General features: G+C 32.1%; 20 protein-coding genes. 11 read left to right on the top strand and 9 right to left on the bottom strand.

From position 1 onward, the window contains the following. Positions 1 to 205 precede the first annotated feature (205 nt). The 3 genes from FJOH_RS15125 to FJOH_RS15115 form a co-directional block, all read right to left on the bottom strand. Positions 206 to 649 carry a thiol-disulfide oxidoreductase DCC family protein gene (locus FJOH_RS15125; protein WP_012024974.1) on the bottom strand — a complete coding sequence of 148 codons (444 nt, stop codon included), beginning with the start codon at positions 647 to 649 and terminating at the stop codon, positions 206 to 208. A 13-nt stretch (positions 650 to 662) separates the two neighbouring features. Next, the gene (locus FJOH_RS15120; RefSeq protein ID WP_012024973.1) at positions 663 to 968 is read right to left on the bottom strand and encodes a GIY-YIG nuclease family protein; all 306 of its coding nucleotides are present in this window, start codon (positions 966 to 968) and stop codon (positions 663 to 665) included. Between the two features lie 315 nt (positions 969 to 1283). After that, the gene (locus FJOH_RS15115) at positions 1284 to 3449 is read right to left on the bottom strand and encodes an endonuclease MutS2 (protein WP_012024972.1); all 2166 of its coding nucleotides are present in this window, start codon (positions 3447 to 3449) and stop codon (positions 1284 to 1286) included. A 133-nt stretch (positions 3450 to 3582) separates the two neighbouring features. Here FJOH_RS15115 and FJOH_RS15110 point away from each other — a divergent pair, with 133 nt between their 5' ends. After that, positions 3583 to 4248, top strand: coding sequence for a uracil-DNA glycosylase (locus FJOH_RS15110; protein WP_012024971.1), 666 nt, complete (start codon positions 3583 to 3585; stop codon positions 4246 to 4248). A gap of 23 nt (positions 4249 to 4271) precedes the next feature. Here the strand turns inward: FJOH_RS15110 and FJOH_RS15105 are convergent, their stop codons facing one another. From FJOH_RS15105 to porX, 6 genes are all read right to left on the bottom strand, one after another. Then, the gene (locus tag FJOH_RS15105) at positions 4272 to 4931 is read right to left on the bottom strand and encodes a hypothetical protein (protein WP_012024970.1); all 660 of its coding nucleotides are present in this window, start codon (positions 4929 to 4931) and stop codon (positions 4272 to 4274) included. Positions 4932 to 4951: 20 nt separating this feature from the next. Continuing rightward, positions 4952 to 5326: a DUF4258 domain-containing protein gene (locus FJOH_RS15100; RefSeq protein ID WP_012024969.1), complete on the bottom strand. Its 375-nt coding sequence runs from the start codon at positions 5324 to 5326 to the stop codon at positions 4952 to 4954. Positions 5327 to 5362: 36 nt separating this feature from the next. Further along, positions 5363 to 6562, bottom strand: a complete 1200-nt coding sequence (locus tag FJOH_RS15095) for an alanine dehydrogenase (protein ID WP_012024968.1) — start codon at positions 6560 to 6562, stop codon at positions 5363 to 5365. Between the two features lie 157 nt (positions 6563 to 6719). Further along, positions 6720 to 7490 carry a DUF4262 domain-containing protein gene (locus FJOH_RS15090; protein WP_012024967.1) on the bottom strand — a complete coding sequence of 257 codons (771 nt, stop codon included), beginning with the start codon at positions 7488 to 7490 and terminating at the stop codon, positions 6720 to 6722. Positions 7491 to 7494: 4 nt separating this feature from the next. Continuing rightward, complete coding sequence (tsaE, locus tag FJOH_RS15085; protein ID WP_012024966.1) at positions 7495 to 7902, bottom strand: tRNA (adenosine(37)-N6)-threonylcarbamoyltransferase complex ATPase subunit type 1 TsaE; 408 nt, start codon at positions 7900 to 7902, stop codon at positions 7495 to 7497. A 79-nt stretch (positions 7903 to 7981) separates the two neighbouring features. Further along, positions 7982 to 9535 (bottom strand): T9SS response regulator signal transducer PorX, encoded by a 1554-nt coding sequence (gene porX, locus FJOH_RS15080; RefSeq protein ID WP_012024965.1) that lies wholly within the window; start codon positions 9533 to 9535, stop codon positions 7982 to 7984. Positions 9536 to 9757: 222 nt separating this feature from the next. Between porX and FJOH_RS15075 the strand changes: the two genes are divergently transcribed. The 10 genes from FJOH_RS15075 to FJOH_RS15030 all read left to right on the top strand — a co-directional run bounded on the left by FJOH_RS15075 (position 9758) and on the right by FJOH_RS15030 (position 18946). After that, the gene (locus FJOH_RS15075; protein WP_012024964.1) at positions 9758 to 10987 is read left to right on the top strand and encodes an HD domain-containing protein; all 1230 of its coding nucleotides are present in this window, start codon (positions 9758 to 9760) and stop codon (positions 10985 to 10987) included. Positions 10988 to 11026: 39 nt separating this feature from the next. Further along, entirely contained in the window at positions 11027 to 12070 is a 1044-nt protein-coding gene (gene lpxD, locus FJOH_RS15070) for a UDP-3-O-(3-hydroxymyristoyl)glucosamine N-acyltransferase (protein ID WP_012024963.1), read from the top strand. Beyond that, the gene (locus FJOH_RS15065) at positions 12063 to 13451 is read left to right on the top strand and encodes a bifunctional UDP-3-O-[3-hydroxymyristoyl] N-acetylglucosamine deacetylase/3-hydroxyacyl-ACP dehydratase (protein WP_044048329.1); all 1389 of its coding nucleotides are present in this window, start codon (positions 12063 to 12065) and stop codon (positions 13449 to 13451) included. Before lpxD ends, FJOH_RS15065 begins: the two co-directional genes overlap by 8 nt. A gap of 70 nt (positions 13452 to 13521) precedes the next feature. Continuing rightward, positions 13522 to 14307, top strand: coding sequence for an acyl-ACP--UDP-N-acetylglucosamine O-acyltransferase (gene lpxA, locus FJOH_RS15060; protein WP_012024961.1), 786 nt, complete (start codon positions 13522 to 13524; stop codon positions 14305 to 14307). A 143-nt stretch (positions 14308 to 14450) separates the two neighbouring features. After that, positions 14451 to 15017, top strand: a complete 567-nt coding sequence (efp, locus tag FJOH_RS15055; RefSeq protein WP_012024960.1) for an elongation factor P — start codon at positions 14451 to 14453, stop codon at positions 15015 to 15017. 121 nt (positions 15018 to 15138) lie between these two features. Next, complete coding sequence (locus tag FJOH_RS15050) at positions 15139 to 16068, top strand: UDP-3-O-(3-hydroxymyristoyl)glucosamine N-acyltransferase (RefSeq protein ID WP_012024959.1); 930 nt, start codon at positions 15139 to 15141, stop codon at positions 16066 to 16068. A gap of 1 nt (position 16069) precedes the next feature. Next, positions 16070 to 16432 (top strand): nuclear transport factor 2 family protein, encoded by a 363-nt coding sequence (locus FJOH_RS15045; RefSeq protein ID WP_012024958.1) that lies wholly within the window; start codon positions 16070 to 16072, stop codon positions 16430 to 16432. Positions 16433 to 16518: 86 nt separating this feature from the next. Next, positions 16519 to 17391, top strand: a complete 873-nt coding sequence (gene sucD, locus FJOH_RS15040; RefSeq protein ID WP_012024957.1) for a succinate--CoA ligase subunit alpha — start codon at positions 16519 to 16521, stop codon at positions 17389 to 17391. 151 nt (positions 17392 to 17542) lie between these two features. Continuing rightward, entirely contained in the window at positions 17543 to 17971 is a 429-nt protein-coding gene (locus FJOH_RS15035; protein ID WP_012024956.1) for a hypothetical protein, read from the top strand. A gap of 363 nt (positions 17972 to 18334) precedes the next feature. Beyond that, positions 18335 to 18946, top strand: a complete 612-nt coding sequence (locus FJOH_RS15030; protein ID WP_012024955.1) for an RNA polymerase sigma factor — start codon at positions 18335 to 18337, stop codon at positions 18944 to 18946. Positions 18947 to 18958: the final 12 nt, after the last annotated feature.

Below are 18958 nucleotides of genomic sequence, written 5' to 3'. Positions count from 1 at the left end.
TCCCAAATTCCAAATTTATCGGAGTTTGGGATTTTTCTTTGTGAGGTTTTCACGTTTTGTTTGTCATTTTGACGAAGGGGAAATCTCCACGAGTAGCTCTACAAAGATTGGCTTATTGGAACGGAGTTACTTGCGAAGATTTCTCCTTCGTCGAAATGACAACATTGCGTAAGTTTACAGTTTCGCTATTAGAATTTGGAATTTCTTAAAGAAACTTAGATTTCAATTCTGGAGTTGGAATCATACAGCTTTCTTTTTTACCGTACCAATTGTATCTGTTTTTTGCAACATAATTATAAATTCTGTCACTAATGAAAATTGGAACAATTCGAAAAATTGGAACAATCTTCCAAAGTCCGCCAAAATTTCTGGCTATTTCAATAACCGCAGAAGATTTATAAAAATATGCTGTTCCAGGATCATACAAAATAATACTATCCATTTTAGAAAAACTGATTCCTAAATGTTTGCAAATAGAAATTCCCAATTCTGATTGCAGTGCTACAAATCTAAAAATATCTTTTTTGTCGTGTTTGATGATATATTGAACCGCAGAACTGCAGAGGTTACAAACTCCGTCAAAAAGAACTATTTTTTTATTTTTTGCAGTCATTGCGAGGAACGAAGCAATCTCACGATGTTTTTCCATTACAATTTTATTGTTACATAGTCATTATATTTTCTATTTCATCAAATAGATCTTCCCATTTTGGATTTATAGAACGTATTAAATTATTTTTTGCTTCTCTAGATCCTGCCTTTATTTGTTTTTCTCTTGAAATTGCATCTTCAATCCATTGAAATTGTTCGTAGTACACCAGAATGTTGAGATTATATTTTGCAGAAAATGATTTAGGATATTTTTTGTTTTTATGTTCTAAGATTCTTTTGGGGAGATTTGATGTTACTCCAACATATACTACTGTTTGATATTTGTTTGTTATAATGTATACAAATCCAGGTTTCATATTCTCTTTTAAATTTTGTGAATTTGGAGAACGATTATACTTAGTGTGGTTGCTTCGTTCCTCGCAATGACAAAACTAACGAAAATATTTTTTGTAAGTTTTTTATTATTTATAAATATTTGTTATTGATTTTATTTAATTGATAATTTTAATTAATTGAAAATGGTTTTTATAAATTGTTTTAAAACAGTTTTTAAGAAAAAGGAATCTTCTTTTGTGTAAAATAAAAAATAACTCCTTAAATCGCTTTATTTTAATTTTGTGTTTTTTTAGAGCATTTTTTAAGTCTGAAAAACTGCGACTGAGCCAGAAAACTTATTTTTTAACAGCTTCTACTAATTCCAATTCGTCCAAACTTACTTTTGAGGTAAATAGGCCATAATTTACTGTTGCTTTATTTTTTTCAATTATATCAATACTACCAACAGATCTTCCATCAAGCATTCTTACTCGATCACCAACTTTTAAAATTGGTTTTGGTTTTTCAATAACCGGCTTTAATTTCTTCTCTTTTTTCTCTTTTCGAATTTCTTCAACTTTTACTTGTACTTCGGCAATAATTTCTTTTTGTTTTTCAACTTTTGCTTTAGCTTCTTTCGGAGTTGCTTTTTTACGTTTAGAGTTTTCGATCTCAACAATTTTCAAAAATTCACCAATAAGCTCTTTTTTGTTTTTGTTGTTGAAATATTTTTCAGCTATATCATCAATTTTTTGTCCTATATATATAATCTTCTGGTTACTGTCGTATAATTCTTGATAGCTTTCCAGTTTCTGCTGAATTTTAGTATTGATGTTTTCCATCTTTTTACTTTCTTCACGAGCTCTGGTTTCTTCTTCTTTTAAATTTAAAGAAGTTTTTTCCAGTTTTGAACGCTCTTTTTGAAGTGTTGCAATGGTCTTGTCAAAACGAACTTTTCCAACTTCGATTTTCTTTTTCGCACGATTGATCAATCCAAACGGAATTCCATTTTTCTGAGCTACTTCAAAAGTAAACGAACTTCCAGCCTGACCCAAAGCCAGTTTGTACATTGGCTCAAGTGATTTTTCATCGAACATCATATTCGCATTTGTTGCGTATGGTAATTCGTTTGCTAGAATTTTTAAATTAGAATAATGTGTTGTAATAATTCCGAATGCCTCTCGATGATAAAATTCTTCTAAGAAAATTTCAGCTAAAGCTCCACCAAGTTCGGGATCAGAACCTGTACCAAATTCGTCAATTAAAAACATGGTTTTGTTATTACATTTCTTTAAAAAGTAATTCATGTTTTTTAATCGGTAACTATAAGTACTTAAGTGATTTTCAATAGATTGGTTGTCCCCAATGTCAGTCAGGATTCTGTCAAATAAGAAAGTCTCGCTGCGTTCGTGAACCGGAATCAAAATTCCAGATTGCAGCATTAATTGCAATAAACCGACCGTTTTTAACGAAATAGTTTTTCCTCCAGCATTTGGACCAGAAATTACAATAATTCTGTTTTCTTGTTTTAACTCTATGGTCTGCGGATGCGTAACTTCTTTTTTCTGTTTATTATTTAGATACAAAATTGGATGATACGCTTCTCTAAAAAATAATCGCCTTTCTTCTGTTATTGCTGGAAGAATTCCGTTAATGCGATTAGCATATTTTGCTTTTCCAGCAACTACATCAATATCACTTAAAAACTCCTGATATTCGATTAACAAAGGAAGATAAGGACGAATTACGTTTGATAAATTTTTTAATATTCGCGTAATCTCTTCTTTTTCTTCGTATTCTAAATTGGCTAATTCTCTAGAATACTTTAAAGTAGCTTCTGGTTCTATATAAGCAATACTTCCGGTTTTCGAACTTCCTAAAATAGAACCTTTTACTTTACGGCGATACATTGCTAAAACTGCTAGAACTCTACGATTTTGTACAAAGCTTTCCTTTATATCATCCAGATATCCTAAGCCGTTGTATTGAGTCAGCGCTAAACCAAAACTTTGATTTACTTTGCCACGAACTAAATTCATGTTCTGACGAATTCCGGCTAGAGCAGGAGAGGCGTTGTCTTTTATTTCTCCGTATTTATCTACAATGGCATCAATTGCTGTTATGATGTCTTTGGTCAATTCTACTCTTGAAGCTCTTACATTTAAGTTTGGATAATAATCATCAAACTTTTTCAGGAAATTTAATAAGACATTTGTTGTTGCACCAAGATTTGCAATTTTTCTAAAACTTCCTACTTCAAGAAAGCTGTCTTGAATAGCCAGAAATTTAATTTCATGAGTTATGGCATCAAATCCGTGATTTGGAATTGCGTTATTATTTTGAAAAGAAGAAACATATTCTGAAGTCTGCATCAGCGACTGTATTAATTCTTCTTTATTTCTAAATGGTTTTATTTGTAAAGCTTTTTCTTTTCCAATATCGGTATTGCATCCATCTGAAATGGTTTCAAGTACGGTTGGAAATTGTAAGTCTTGTAATGTTTTTTCGGTAATACTAATCATTTAATTTCTTTAAGAAAGTACACGCAAAAGTACAAAAACATAATGATTGAATTCTACTAGTTCGTGTCTAAATTTTGTTATGTGTAAATATGATTTTAACTTATAATTTCTGATATTCGCTAAAAAAAATGTTATGGACGTAAAAATGCATTCTTCTTGGAAACCAATTCTAAATGAAGAATTTCAAAAACCATATTTCAGCGAATTAATTTCTTTTGTAAAATCAGAATATACCACTAAGGTTTGTTATCCAAAGGGAAATCAGATTTTTTCTGCTTTTGATCATTGTCATTTTGATGAAGTAAAAGTGGTTATCATTGGGCAGGATCCTTATCACGGACCAAATCAGGCAAATGGTTTATGTTTTTCTGTAAATGACGGAATTCCTTTTCCTCCTTCTTTGCATAATATTTTTAAAGAAATCGAAACTGATTTGGGTAAACCAATGCCGTCAACCGGTAATCTTGAGCGCTGGGCAGATCAGGGTGTATTTCTTTTAAATGCAACTTTAACGGTTAGGCAGTCTGAAGCAGGAAGTCACCAGGGAAAAGGCTGGGAAAAATTTACAGATGCTGTTATTAAACAAATTTCTGCCGAAAAAGAAAATGTTGTTTTTCTTCTATGGGGTGGATTTGCTCAAAAGAAAGCTGCTTTGATTGATTCATCAAAACATCATATTTTAAAATCCGGACATCCTTCGCCTTTAAGTGCAAACAGAGGTTTTTGGTTTGGAAACAAACATTTCAGCCAGACAAATGATTTCTTGAAATCAAAAGGATTAAAACAAATTGAATGGTAAATGATTAGAGGTTCTTTTTTATTCTAATAATTAAGGACCTCAAATTTTTCACCTGATACTCTAAAAATACTTGGGTCTACTGTGCAGTTTTGGAGGATTTTCCAATTTTCTTCTTCACTAAGACCGTAACAAAAATATATTCCGTCAAATTTTACTTTGCTGATATTGGCTTCAAAGCTTTGTTTGAATTCATAATCTCCATAATACGTTCGGGCAATTTTTCCTGTCCAGGAAATTTCAAAAGTATTATCAGCGTTTCTGTTTAGAACTATTTCATGATCACAGCAGCTGTCGTGTCCTAATAAATAGATGTAAAAAGCTAAATCCTGAAAATCAAAATTATCTCCTAACGGTAATTTATTAGCAGTAAGGGTTTCGTGATTGAATTTAGAAAAATCAAATTTATTTTCGGGAGTTCCCATTACGATTCCGCCAGAATGCCATTCAGTTGACGATAATATACAATTATGGTAATTTTCCCAAACAGTTTTAGATTTCCAGTCAGATTCTGCCTCTTCTTCATCATCACAATCATCTTCGGCATAATATGAATCTGTCCTTAAATGAAAATCAAATAATAATCCTCTTTCCGGGTCGACTCTTGCACTCCAAACAAATTCTTCTAAAGTATGTCCTAACGGATATGGATTATCATGGAAGAAAATTCTATTGGTTTTGTTCATGAGTCAAAAATGAATAGAGATTATTTTTTAATGATTTCTTCTAAAACAGCTTTCTTTTCGTAGTTTACTACTTTTAATATAATTTCTTGATTCTTAGCTGTTTTTCCTTCAATTATATAAAGTTTTCCCTTCTTAAAAGGAACATTGCTTTGGTCAAAGTCAACATCTCCGTACGTTAAAGTACTTTTAATGTCAGCGGTATCAATCCATTTTTCGTTTAAAGTCTGAATTGCTTTATCTGAATATTGAAAAGGTTTAGTTCTTAGATTATTTAAAACTCGGGCATTTGGAAAATAGTTGCAGCGAGTGTCTTTACCACTAAATACAAGGGCTACAAAAAAGCATCCCATAACTAATCCAATCAAATAATAGGCAAAACGGTGTACGAACTTCATGAAATAAAATTTTTGCAAAGGTACATTAAAGTTCCTTTAAAATACAAGTAAATTAATATCGTTGTCTGGCAGGTCGAACCAGTCGCCAATAGCTTTATTTGTTAGAATTCCATGATATAAATAAATTCCGTTTTTTAAGCCTTTATTGCATCTTATAGCACTTTCGATACCACCATCTTCGGCTATCTGATGAAGATAAGGTGTTAAGATGTTACTAATTGATAATGAGGCAGTTTTAGAATAACGAGAAGGTATATTTGGTACACAATAGTGCAAAACATTGTTTTTAATAAAAGTTGGTTTTTCATGCGTTGTTACTTCAGAACTTTCAAAGCAGCCACCTGTATCGATGCTTACGTCAACTATTACAGCACCTTTTTTCATGTGTTCTACCATAGTTTCACTAACAACAATTGGACAGCGTTCTTTTCCCCGCATAGCGCCAATTGCTACATCACAACGTCTTAAAGCTTTTAATAATGCTTTTTGCTGAATGGTAGAAGTAAAAATTCTTTGGCTTAAATTGTTTTGTAAACGGCGTAATTTTGTAATCGAATTATCAAAAACTTTTACGTTTGCACCCAATCCAATTGCAGTTTTTGCAGCGAATTCTCCAACTGTTCCAGCTCCAAGAATTACAACTTCGGTAGGCGGTACTCCGGTAATGTTCCCGAATAAAAGTCCTTTTCCAAATTCATTTGTAATCATTAATTCGGCAGCGATAAGAATAGAAGCCGTTCCTGCAATTTCGCTTAAAGATTTTACAGCTGGATAAGAACCATCTTCATCTTTTATATATTCGAAGGCAAGGGCAGTAATCTTTTTTTGTGCCAAAGCTTCAAAGTATTCTCTTTTTTTTGTTTTTAACTGAATTGCTGAAATAATTACCGTTTCAGGATTAATCATTTCAATTTCAGCTAATGTAGGCGGTTCTACTTTTAATAAAAACGGACATCCAAAAACTCTTTTAGTGTCTTTTGTAATTTCTGCACCAGCATCTGAATATTCCTTATCTGTGTAACTCGAACTTTCTCCGGCACCAGATTCAATCATAACACGATGCCCTTCATAAGTAAGGGAATTTACGGCATCCGGTGTCAAACAAATACGACGTTCCTGATAACTTGTTTCCTTAGGGATTCCTATAAAAAGTTCTCTTTTAAAACGACCAACCTCAAGTTTTTCTTCTTGCGGAATCAATTGTTGTTTTGTAAATGGAGTTAAGGTAATTGACATGGATAATGCAAAAAATTAAGGGTACAAATTACGTAAAAAGTTTTAAAATTAGTGTAAAAATTGTGCTAATACTAATGTCGAATGTTAAGTTATTTTTTGCGCCATTTTTTTTGCGGTTGCTATACATTTTATGGTCAGACAAAAATAGATTTATCTCTTATTCGTCATCATTATACTCTGAATTATTACGGACCCATTCATCGCCAATTAATTTTCTCTGGGCTTCTTCTCCATATTCGAGATCAAATAATTCATTTAGCGTTTTGTCTTTTAATATTAATTGTTCCAAAGCAACAATTATAATATTTTCAGTTGATATTTCATCATCTGTCAAAAACTGCCAATCACCATCATTATCGTGAATAACCTTTACAATTGTTTTTCCTTCTTGAAGCCATTGTCTCGTTGTAAAAGTTGTGAGATTTTTGGGTTCTCTAAATTTGAAATCACTATTTCTGTCTAATAGTGGTTGTCTGTAAAGAAATTCTTCTTCGAAATTTTCTTCCCAAGGGAATTTATTACTTCTGTCTGTCCAAACTAATTGCAATGCCGGAATATCCTCCCTTTCATAGAAATTAATTGCAGTTCCAAAATAGTCTAAAATATTATTGGGATGAACTTTTAAAAATTCAGCTCTACTGTTTTTAAAAATATTTGTATAGTTTTTTCCTTCAACAATTGTTTCATTCTTTTTGATTATTTCGGCAACATCATTTATAATGGTATGTAAAAGAGAAGTTGATAATCCAAAGCAGATAATTTCAGGATGATTGTATTCTTTCCAAAGCCCTATGCTGTAAGCAAATGAAGGTAAGTAATCAGTTGCTTCAATTAGGATAACTTGAAGACCATATTTTTCAATATTAATTTTAGTATCCCTGATTAATTTATTAGTATCAATACAATTATGATTTTTATCTGAGGTCATACGATCAATTTAACTTCAATTCTCTTTTTCCATCTGCCAATAATTCAATTGTTATAGTCGAAGTTTCTTCCGGAAGGAGATTAGCAATTTTTTCAGACCACTCAATAAAACACCAGTTTCCTGAGTATAAATAATCATCAACGCCCATATCAAGAGCTTCGGTTTCTTTGTTTAATCTGTAAAAATCAAAATGATAAACGATTTGATTATTAGAAGTGTAATACTCATTTACCAAAGAAAAAGTGGGACTGCTTGTTGCATCTTCTACACCTAAACTTTTGCATAACTGTTTAATTAAAGTTGTTTTTCCAACCCCCATTTCACCATTAAAAAGTATGATTTTTTTAGGTTTTGAAGCAATAATCTGCTCTGCAGCTTCTTGAATTTGATCTAATGAAAAAACGATATTCATTTTTATGTTTATTTATTTTAGTCTCAGTCACAGTTTTCACTTCTCAGACTGAGACTGAAAACTGCGACTGAAAACTTTTTTATTTAGGGTTAAATACCAAAAACGGAATAATCATTTCTTCTAACGAAATCCCGCCGTGCTGATATGTGTTTTTATAATAACTTACATAATGATTGTAGTTGTTTACATAAGCCAGAAAAAAATCATTTTTGGCAAAAATAAACGAACTGCTCATATTTATAGCCGGTAAACCAATTGTTTTTGGTTCTTTAACCACATAAACATCCTTTTGTTCGTATGTTAAACTGCGTCCGGTTTTGTAACGCAAATTTAGACTTGTATTTTTATCTCCCACAACTTTCGACGGATTTTTTACATTAATTGTTCCGTGATCTGTTGTTAAGATTAATTTGAATCCTAAAAGCTGTGCCTGCTGAATAATTTCTAATAATGGAGAATTTTTAAACCAGCTTAAAGTCAGTGAGCGATATGCTTTGTCATCAGAAGCTAATTCTTTTACAACTTCCATTTCAGTTTTTGCATGCGAAAGCATATCAACGAAATTATAAACAACAGTCACTAAATCATTGCCTTTTAAGGCTTTGAAATTTTCTGCCAGTTTTTTTCCGCCTGCATAATTGGTGATTTTAAAATAATCTTCCTTAATATTTAAACCTAAACGTTTTATTTGTGCCGAAAGAAATTCAGCTTCATAAAGGTTTTTTCCTCCGTCTTCAACGTCATTTTTCCAGTATTGCGGAAATTGTTTTTCCATATCCAAAGGCATTAAACCAGAGAAAATTGCATTTCTGGCATATTGTGTTGCAGTTGGAAGAATAGAGAAATACGGAACTTCTTTTTCTAATTTGTAATAGTTAGAAATTACAGTTTCAAAAGATTTCCATTGATCGTAACGAAGATTATCAATTACAACAAACAAGATTGGTTTGTCTTTCTTTTTAATTTCGGGAACAACTAATTCTTTAAATAAATTATGAGATTGAATTGGTTTATCTGCTTTTGGAGCAAACCAGTCTTCGTAATTTCTTTCAATATATTTCCCGAATTGTGAATTTGCTTCAACTTTTTGAGATTCAAGAATTTCAATCATCGCCTGATCGTTAATATCTTCTAGTTTCAATTCCCAGAAAAGCAGTTTTTTGTACAGTTCAACCCAGTCTTCATACGAATTAACCATAGCTAATTCCATCGAGATTTTGCGGAATTCTTTTTGGTAATCTAATGTTGTTTTTTCTGTAATCAGTCTTGAATCATCCAGATTCTTTTTTAAACTCAGTAAAATTTGATTTGGATTTACTGGTTTTATCAAATAGTCTGCGATTTTAGAACCAATTGCTTCTTCCATTATATATTCTTCCTCGCTCTTGGTAATCATAATCATCGGGATGGCTGATTTTTTTTCTTTCATTTCAGAAAGTGTTTCTAAACCGCTCATTCCCGGCATATTTTCGTCAAGAAAAACAATGTCAAAGTTTTCTTCTTCAAACAAAGCAATAGCATCAAGGCCATTGTTGCTTGTTGTAACTTCATAATTCTTTTTTTCGAGAAATAATATATGTGGCTTTAAAAGATCGATCTCATCATCGACCCAAAGTATTCTTATCTTATCCATAAACAGTTTTAATTTTAATGCAATTTAAATGTATAGAACTTAAAAAGTATTAAAAATAGTATAAAATTAGGAATGCTGAAATGAAATTTATTTTGAATTATTTTTTGAGCCTATTTAATGTTTAAGAAAATACTGATATTAAATAACAACTTTTTAAGTTAAAAACTAAAATGTGTTTATACTTATTTACTTATATTTGTTGACCAAAAAAATAACCAACTTGTGACTCAAATTAATAAATTAAAAATATTTAACGACCCAATTTATGGGTTTATAACTATACCGAACGAGCTCATTTACGATTTAATCCAACATCCTTATTTTCAGCGTCTACGACGTATTTCACAAATGGGATTGTCGTATTTAGTTTATCCAGGAGCAAATCATACACGTTTTCATCATGCTTTGGGCTGTATGCATTTAATGAAAAAGGCAATCGATACACTGCGTTTTAAAGATGTTGTTATTTCTGAAGAAGAAGAAAATGCTCTTTTAATAGCAATTTTGCTCCATGATATTGGTCATGGGCCATTTTCGCATGCAATGGAGAAAAGTATTGTTGAAGATGTACATCACGAAGCCATTTCGCTGTTGTTTATGAATCAGCTTAATGAAGAATTTGATGGAAGATTAAGTCTGGCAATTCAGGTTTTTAAAGGAGAATATGACAGGAAATTTATGCTGCAGTTGATTTCAAGTCAATTGGATATGGATAGAATGGATTATTTAAAAAGAGACAGTTTTTATACTGGAGTTGCCGAAGGAAATGTAAACTCAGAACGTTTGATCCAGATGATGAATGTGGTTGATGATGTTTTAGTAATTGAAGAAAAAGGAATTTATTCTGTCGAAAAATTTCTGCTTTCAAGAAGATTAATGTACTGGCAGGCGTATTTGCACAAAACTAGCTTGGTTGCCGAATTAATTTTAATGAAGGTATTGAAAAGAGCCAAAGAGCTTACTCTAAAAGGAGTTAAACTTACTTGCAGTGAACCGCTTATGTATTTCATGCAGAACAAAATTACTTTAGAAGATTTTGATGCCGAAAAATTGGATTTGTTTTCTCAATTAGATGATTTTGATATTATAAGTGCCTTAAAATCTTGGCAGAGACATCCGGATTTTATACTTTCAACTTTAAGTAAAATGATCATTAATCGAGATTTGTTAAAGATAAAACTTAGTGCAGATAAAATTCCGATGGAGGAATCGCAGTCTTTAAAAGAAGAGTTTGCAGAAGCGCATAATATTTCGGCTTTAGATGCAGGTTATTTCATATTTAGAGGTAAAATTAAGAATCAGGCCTATAGTAAAGCTGCCGAACCAATACGAATTTTGAAAAAAGATAAAACAATTGAGGATGTTGTTGAAGCTTCTGATCAATTGAATTTGAAATCGTTATCTAAATTGGTGACAAAATATTATATCTGTTTTCCAAAACAACTTATCTAAAATTAACATTTAAAATCTATTTTTTATATTTTTGTCGCGATGAAATTTACAGCAGAACAAATAGCAGGAATTTTAGAAGGAGAAGTTGTTGGGAATCCCAATGCAGAAGTTTCTCGACTTTCTAAGATAGAAGAAGGTGAGGAGGGATCTCTTACTTTTTTGGCTAATCCCAAATATATCAATTACATATATAGTACAAAAGCAACTGTTACAATTGTTAACGACAGCTTTATTCCTGAGCAGGAAATTACTACTACTTTAATAAAAGTAGAAGATGCTTATGCAGCATTTTCTAAACTTTTACACTTTTACAATCAGGTTAAATTAAATAAAAACGGAATCGAGCCGCAGTCATTTATGTCTGAGGGAACTAAATATGGAGAAAATCTATATCTGGGAAGTTTTAGTTACGTAGGGCAGAATGTCGTTTTGGGGGATAATGTTAAAATTTATCCTAACAGCTTTATTGGAGATAATGTAACAATAGGTGATAATGTCTTTATTTTTGCCGGCGCAAAAATTTATTCAGAAACTGTAATTGGAAATAATTGCACTATTCATTCAGGTACTATTATAGGTGCAGATGGTTTTGGTTTTGTACCAAATGAAGAAGGGGTGTACAGTAAAGTGCCACAGATTGGCAACGTTATTATTGAAGATAATGTAGATATTGGTGCAAATACAACAATAGACAGAGCAACTCTTGGTTCTACAATTATTAGACAAGGAGTTAAATTAGACAATCAAATTCAGGTCGCTCACAATGTTGAAATTGGTAAAAACACAGTAATTGCAGCACAAAGCGGCGTTGCGGGTTCTACTAAAATTGGAGAAAACTGTATGATTGGAGGGCAGGTTGGTATCGCAGGCCACTTAACTATTGGAAATAATGTGAGACTTCAGGCACAGTCTGGAGTAGCAAGAAACATTAAAGATGACGAAGTTCTGCAGGGAACACCATCTCTTGGATATACTGATTTTAATAAATCGTATGTTCACTTTAAAAATCTTCCTAAGATAGTTGCCGAAGTTGAAGAAATAAAAAAACAAATAATAAACCCAAAAAATGGAAATAATGGTTAAACAGAAGACCATCAAAAATGAAATTTCACTAACAGGAGTTGGATTACATACTGGAAAAGAAGTTACTATGACTTTTAAACCTGCTCCTATTAATAATGGTTTCACTTTTGTAAGAGTAGATTTGCAAGGCCAGCCAGTCATTGAGGCTGACGCTAATTATGTTGTTAATACGCAAAGAGGAACTAATTTAGAAAAATTAGGTGTTAAAATACAAACTCCTGAACACGTTTTAGCTGCAGTAGTTGGTTGCGATTTGGATAATATTATTATTGAATTGAATGCCTCTGAACTACCTATTATGGATGGTTCATCAAAATATTTTGTTGAAGCAATTGAAAAAGCCGGAATCGAAGAACAAGACGCAAACCGTAATGTTTATGTAGTAAAAGAAGTTATTTCGTTTACAGATGAAGCAACAGGAAGTGAAATTCTTGTTATGCCAAGCGATGAATATCAAGTAACTACTATGGTAGATTTTGGTACAAAAGTTTTAGGTACTCAAAATGCAACTTTAAAAAGTTTATCAGACTTTAAAGATGAAATTGCAAGTTCTAGAACATTCAGCTTTTTGCATGAATTAGAATCATTATTAGAACACGGTTTAATTAAAGGCGGTGATTTAAATAACGCAATTGTATATGTAGATAAAGAAATATCTGAGTCTACAATGGAAAATTTAAAGAAAGCTTTTGGTAAAGATGAAATATCTGTAAAACCAAACGGCGTTTTAGACAACCTTACTTTACATTATCCAAACGAAGCTGCAAGACACAAATTGCTTGATGTTATTGGAGATTTATCTCTAATTGGAGTTCGTATTCAAGGAAAAATTATTGCAAATAAACCTGGGCATTTTGTAAACACTCAGTTTGCTAAAAAACTGGCAAAAATCATTAAAATAGAGCAGAGAAATCATGTTCCTGTTTACGATTTGAACCAAGAACCATTGATGGATATTCACAAAATCATGTCAATGCTTCCTCACAGACCACCATTCTTGTTAATTGACAGAATTATCGAAATGTCTGATCGTCATGTGGTTGGTTTGAAAAATGTTACTATGAATGAGAACTTCTTCGTAGGACATTTCCCTGAGGCTCCAGTAATGCCGGGAGTTTTAATTGTAGAGGCAATGGCACAAACAGGAGGAATTTTAGTTTTAAGCACAGTTCCAGATCCTGAAAATTACTTAACATATTTCATGAAAATTGATAATGTTAAGTTTAAACACAAAGTATTGCCAGGTGATACGTTAATTTTTAAATGTGAATTGATTTCTCCTATCAGACGAGGAATTTGTCACATGCAGGCTAATGCTTATGCAAATGGAAAATTAGTAACTGAGGCAGAATTAATGGCACAAATTGCAAGAAAACAATAATTAATCAAATTTATTGTTTAGGTTTGTTGCCCTAAAATTAGATTATTTTAATTTAAAATATAAAACATAGATGAATCAACCATTAGCATATGTTCATCCTGGCGCGAAAATCGCTAAAAACGTTGTAATTGAGCCTTTTACAACAATTCACAATAATGTTGTTATTGGTGATGGTACTTGGATTGGTTCAAATGTAACCATTATGGAAGGAGCTCGAATTGGAAAAAATTGTAACATTTTTCCAGGAGCTGTAATTTCTGCTGTGCCTCAGGATTTAAAATTTGGCGGTGAAGATTCTTTAGCTATTATTGGTGACAATTGTACAATTAGAGAGTGTGTAACTATTAATAGAGGAACAATTGCTTCAGGACAGACTATTCTTGGAAACAATTGCTTAGTTATGGCTTACGCTCACATTGCTCACGATTGCGAAATTGGTAATAATGCAATTATTGTAAACGGTGTAGCATTAGCTGGTCACGTAGTTGTAGGTAATCATGCCGTAATTGGCGGTTTGGCTGCAATTCACCAGTTTATTCATATTGGAGATCATGCTATGATTTCTGGCGGATCTCTGGTAAGAAAAGATGTTCCTCCTTACACAAAAGCGGCTAAAGAACCATTGTCGTATGTTGGTATCAATTCAGTTGGTTTAAGAAGAAGAGGATTTAGTACTGAAAAAATTAGAGAAATTCAGGAAATTTACAGAATTTTATATCAAAAGAATTACAATACTACGCAAGCTTTAAGTATTATTGAAGCTGAAATGGAAGCAACTCCTGAGAGAGATGAAATTCTTGATTTTATTAGAAATTCATCACGAGGAATTATGAAAGGTTATTCAGGAAACTATTAATTTTAGAGTTTAGATTTCTGGTTTTAGATTTCTAAGCAACAGATTAAAACTGAAAAATAAAATATTAAATAAAAAACAATGAAGATTGGATTCTTTATTTAGAATCTAAAATCTACATTCTAAAATCTAAAATAAAAAAACAAATGGCGTCTACATCAGATATTAGAAACGGATTGTGTATTAAATTTAATCACGATATCTATAAAATTATTGAATTTCTTCACGTTAAACCTGGAAAAGGTCCAGCTTTCGTAAGAACGAAACTAAAAAGTTTAACTTCAGGAAAAGTATTAGATAATACTTTTTCAGCAGGTCATAAAATTGATGTTATACGTGTTGAAACACATACATTTCAGTTTTTATATCCAGAAGGTGATGAATTTCACTTTATGAATGCCGAAACTTTTGAGCAGATTTCTTTAAACAAAAATATCTTAGATGCTCCGGATTTATTAAAAGAAGGAACAAATGTAATGGTTCAGATTAATACTGAAACTGATTTGCCTTTATCTGTAGATATGCCTGCATCAGTAATTTTAGAAGTTACTTATGCTGAGCCGGGAGTAAAAGGAAATACTGCAACAAACGCTACTAAAAATGCTACTGTTGAAACAGGTGCTAATGTAAACGTTCCTTTGTTCATCAACGAAGGTGATAAAATTAAAATCGATACAGCTTCTGGTTCTTACATGGAGCGTGTAAAAGAGTAGTCTTTTAATTAAGATAATTTGGACAATGAGTCAATTAGATAATTTGTGAATCGACATAATTTTGTATATTCACATTCTAATTGACTCATTTTCTAATTGACAAATTTTCTAATTATTATATATGAAATTTCCAAAGAGTCATTCTTTACAAGAAATTGCAAATTTGCTTAACTGCAAATTTATTGGAGACAAAGACTTTCAGGTTTTAGGTATGAACGAAATACAAGTCGTTGAACCTGGAGATATTGTTTTTGTTGACCATCCAAAATATTACGATAAAGCTTTACAGTCTGCGGCCACTATCGTTTTAATTAACAAAGAAGTGGAATGCCCGGAAGGTAAAGCTCTTTTGATTTCTGATGATCCTTTCAGAGATTTCAATACTTTAACCAGACATTTTAAACCATTTCAATTTGCTAATGTTGCAATCTCAGCTACAGCACAAATTGGAGAAGGAACTGTAATTCAGCCAAATAGTTTTATTGGTAATCATGTTAAAATTGGTAAGAACTGTTTGATTCACTCAAATGTGTCAATTTATGATCATACCGTGATTGGTGATAATGTTATTATACATGCCGGAAGTATTTTAGGAGCTGATGCTTTCTATTATAAAAAACGTCCGGAAGGATTCGATCAGTTAATATCTGGCGGAAGAGTTGTTATTGAAGACAATGTTGGTATTGGTGCTCTTTGTACAATTGACAAAGGAGTTACTGGAGATACAACAATTAAAGAAGGTACAAAACTGGATAATCAGGTTCATGTTGGACATGATACAGTTATCGGAAAAAAATGTTTGATTGCATCACAAACAGGTATCGCCGGATGTGTTGTTATTGAAGATGAAGTTACAATTTGGGGACAAGTAGGAACCACCAGCGGCATTACGATAGGAGCAAAGGCTGTTATTATGGGGCAGACAGGTGTTACTAAATCTGTAGAAGGAGGGAAATCTTACTTTGGAACTCCAATTGAAGAATCAAGAGAAAAGTTAAAGCAACTGGCTAATATCAAAAAGATTCCTGAAATTCTAAATAAATTGAAGTAATATGTCTATAAAAGAGTTTGTTCAAAAATTTTATAAGTCGGATGCCTTGATTGATAGTGAAGTTCTAAAAACTTATCTGCATCCAGATGTTATCATTGAATGGAATAGCAGTAAAGGATTCATAGAAATGAATCATGATTCGATTTTAGAAATGGCAAATGAACTTAGCAGGGCATATGTACGATCTAAAGTTAGAATAAGCCATATTATTGCCGAAGATGATTTAGTATCAGTACGTTATTCCCATTATGTAAAAACAATCGAGAACCCTCGTGAAGAGATGCTTCTGGCACATTTTTCAACAATCTGGCAGATAAAAGATGACAAACTTTACAGAGGTTATCAGATGAGTCAATTTTCTTAATATTTTTTTGACAATAAAAGAGGCAAAATACATTACAAAACCTTATTTTTGCAACACAAATTTAAAAACTACATAAAATATATATCATGAGTGTTTTAGTTAATAAAGATTCCAAAATAATTGTTCAGGGATTTACAGGAAGCGAAGGAACTTTCCACGCTTCTCAAATGATTGAGTACGGTACTAATGTTGTTGGTGGTGTTACTCCAGGAAAAGGAGGTACAAGCCATTTAGACCGCCCGGTTTTTAATACAGTAAAAGATGCTGTTGATCAAGCTGGTGCAGATACTTCTATCATTTTTGTTCCGCCGGCTTTTGCTGCTGATGCAATTATGGAAGCTGCTGATGCTGGAATTAAAGTAATTATTGCTATTACAGAAGGAATTCCTGTAGCAGACATGATTAAAGCAAATAATTATGTTAAAGAAAGAAGTTCTAGATTAATTGGACCAAACTGTCCGGGTGTTATTACTCCAGGTGAGGCTAAAGTTGGAATTATGCCAGGTTTCGTTTTCAAAAAAGGAACTGTTGGTATCGTTTCTAAATCAGGAACTTTAACTTATGAAGCTGCTGACCAAGTTGTAAAACAAGGTTTAGGAATTACTACAGCTATTGGTATTGGTGGAGATCCAATTATTGGAACTACAACTAAAGAAGCTGTTGAATTATTAATGAACGATCCAGAAACTGAAGCAATCATTATGATTGGTGAAATTGGAGGTCAATTAGAAGCTGATGCTGCAAAATGGGTAAAAGCTGATGGTAACCGTAAACCAGTTATTGGTTTTATTGCTGGAGAAACTGCTCCTGCTGGTAGAACAATGGGTCACGCAGGTGCAATCGTTGGAGGTTCTGATGATACGGCTGCTGCTAAAAAACAAATTATGAGAGACAACGGAATTCACGTTGTTGATTCACCAGCTGAAATTGGTAAAAAAGTAAAAGAAGTATTAGGATAATCTCTAATATCAAAATAATAAATTCCAAAAAAGTCTCAATATCCTGTTGAGACTTTTTTACATTTTAAAAACTGAGGCATAGATAGGAAAAACTTAGCATCGGAGAACCTCAGTCCCGATAGCTATCGGGATAGAAGCTTAAAAAGAAAATATGTACAAAGAATTAGAAAAATTTAAATCAAGTAATAGTTTTACTTTTACTGTAAATGATAGTTTAGAAGAAGTTTGCAATGCTCCGGAAGGAAGTGCAGGGATTTTTGTGGTTTATGAAATTGACGGAGATTCAAAAGAATTAATTATGGTAGGTTCTACCGGAACAGTTCAAAATGACGGAACTCTTAAAACTAAAAATGGAGGTTTATACGATAAAATTGTAAACGGACATCAATTTGCTAAAACTGGGAGAAAATATTCTTGGCCTGCACAAATGAAATTAGAGAACATTTCTGTTCTTGAAGTAGTTTGGTACGAAACTTTTAATGCAGATGTAAAAGCTATTCCAACTGCAGTTGAAGGACAGGTTTTGCAAAACTTTTTAGATGCAAATGCAAAATTACCTAGATGGAATGTAGCTTTCTAAAAAGCGGTTTAAATAACAGTAACTACACATTTAAAGCCTTATAGATTCTATAAGGCTTTTGCTTTTTTAAGTTGTATTAATTCGTGAAATGCTGTGTTTTTAAGTAAACAGTTTATCGATGTAAAATCTTATATTTTGAGATTATTTCTTAATTCAGAATAATTTTAACATTTCCTTAAGATCCTAGTGATACCAAAAGAAAGAGACAATTTTATATGTTAGAGAACTGTCTCTTTTGTGTAAAATAATTGGTTTTAAATATTTGCTTTTATATATTTATCGAACAATTAAAAGTAATAATGTTAAAATAGTGTATTTTTTACATTAAGAAAATTAATGCTTTTAAAGTTATAATCCACTATTATGAAGACCCGAATCCTACCAGCCAATTTAATTGATGACAATACACTTTGGAATGATTTAATATTAGGAGATGAGAAATCATTCTCACTATTATTTGAGCGTTATTATGGTGATCTGGTCAGTTACGGGAATTCACTTTCGCCTTATGCTGAAAAAGTACAGGATTGTGTTCAGGATGTTTTTACGGATATTTGGGTATATCGCAGTTCTTTACAGAGCAGTGTAGTAGTAAAAGCCTATTTATTATCGAGCGTTCGAAAAAGAATTGCACGATTATTTGAACGTGATCATATTTTTAGAAAAACTGCAAGCACAGACGATATTGCTTTTCTTTTGGAATTTTCTGTAGAAAATGATCTTTTGGATGATGATTATGCAACAAAAGAAAAAGTTTCTTATCTAAATAAATTGTTAAACGAATTACCGGCAAGACAAAAAGAAGCTCTATATCTTCGTTATCATCAGGCACTTTCGGTTGAGCAGATAGCCGAGATGCTGGATGTTAATTATCAATCAGCAAGTAATTTACTTCACCGTGGTTTACTTACTCTTCGTAAAGAATGGAAGGGTAGTTTTGCCTTAATTACTCTATTGTTTTCAAGCTCTCTTTAAAAAAAGTTAAAA

Origin of the sequence: Flavobacterium johnsoniae UW101, from assembly GCF_000016645.1 — a bacterium.
GTDB lineage: Bacteria > Bacteroidota > Bacteroidia > Flavobacteriales > Flavobacteriaceae > Flavobacterium > Flavobacterium johnsoniae.
Note: the sequence above shows the minus strand (reverse complement) of the source record. Positions and strands in the feature narration are given on the sequence as shown.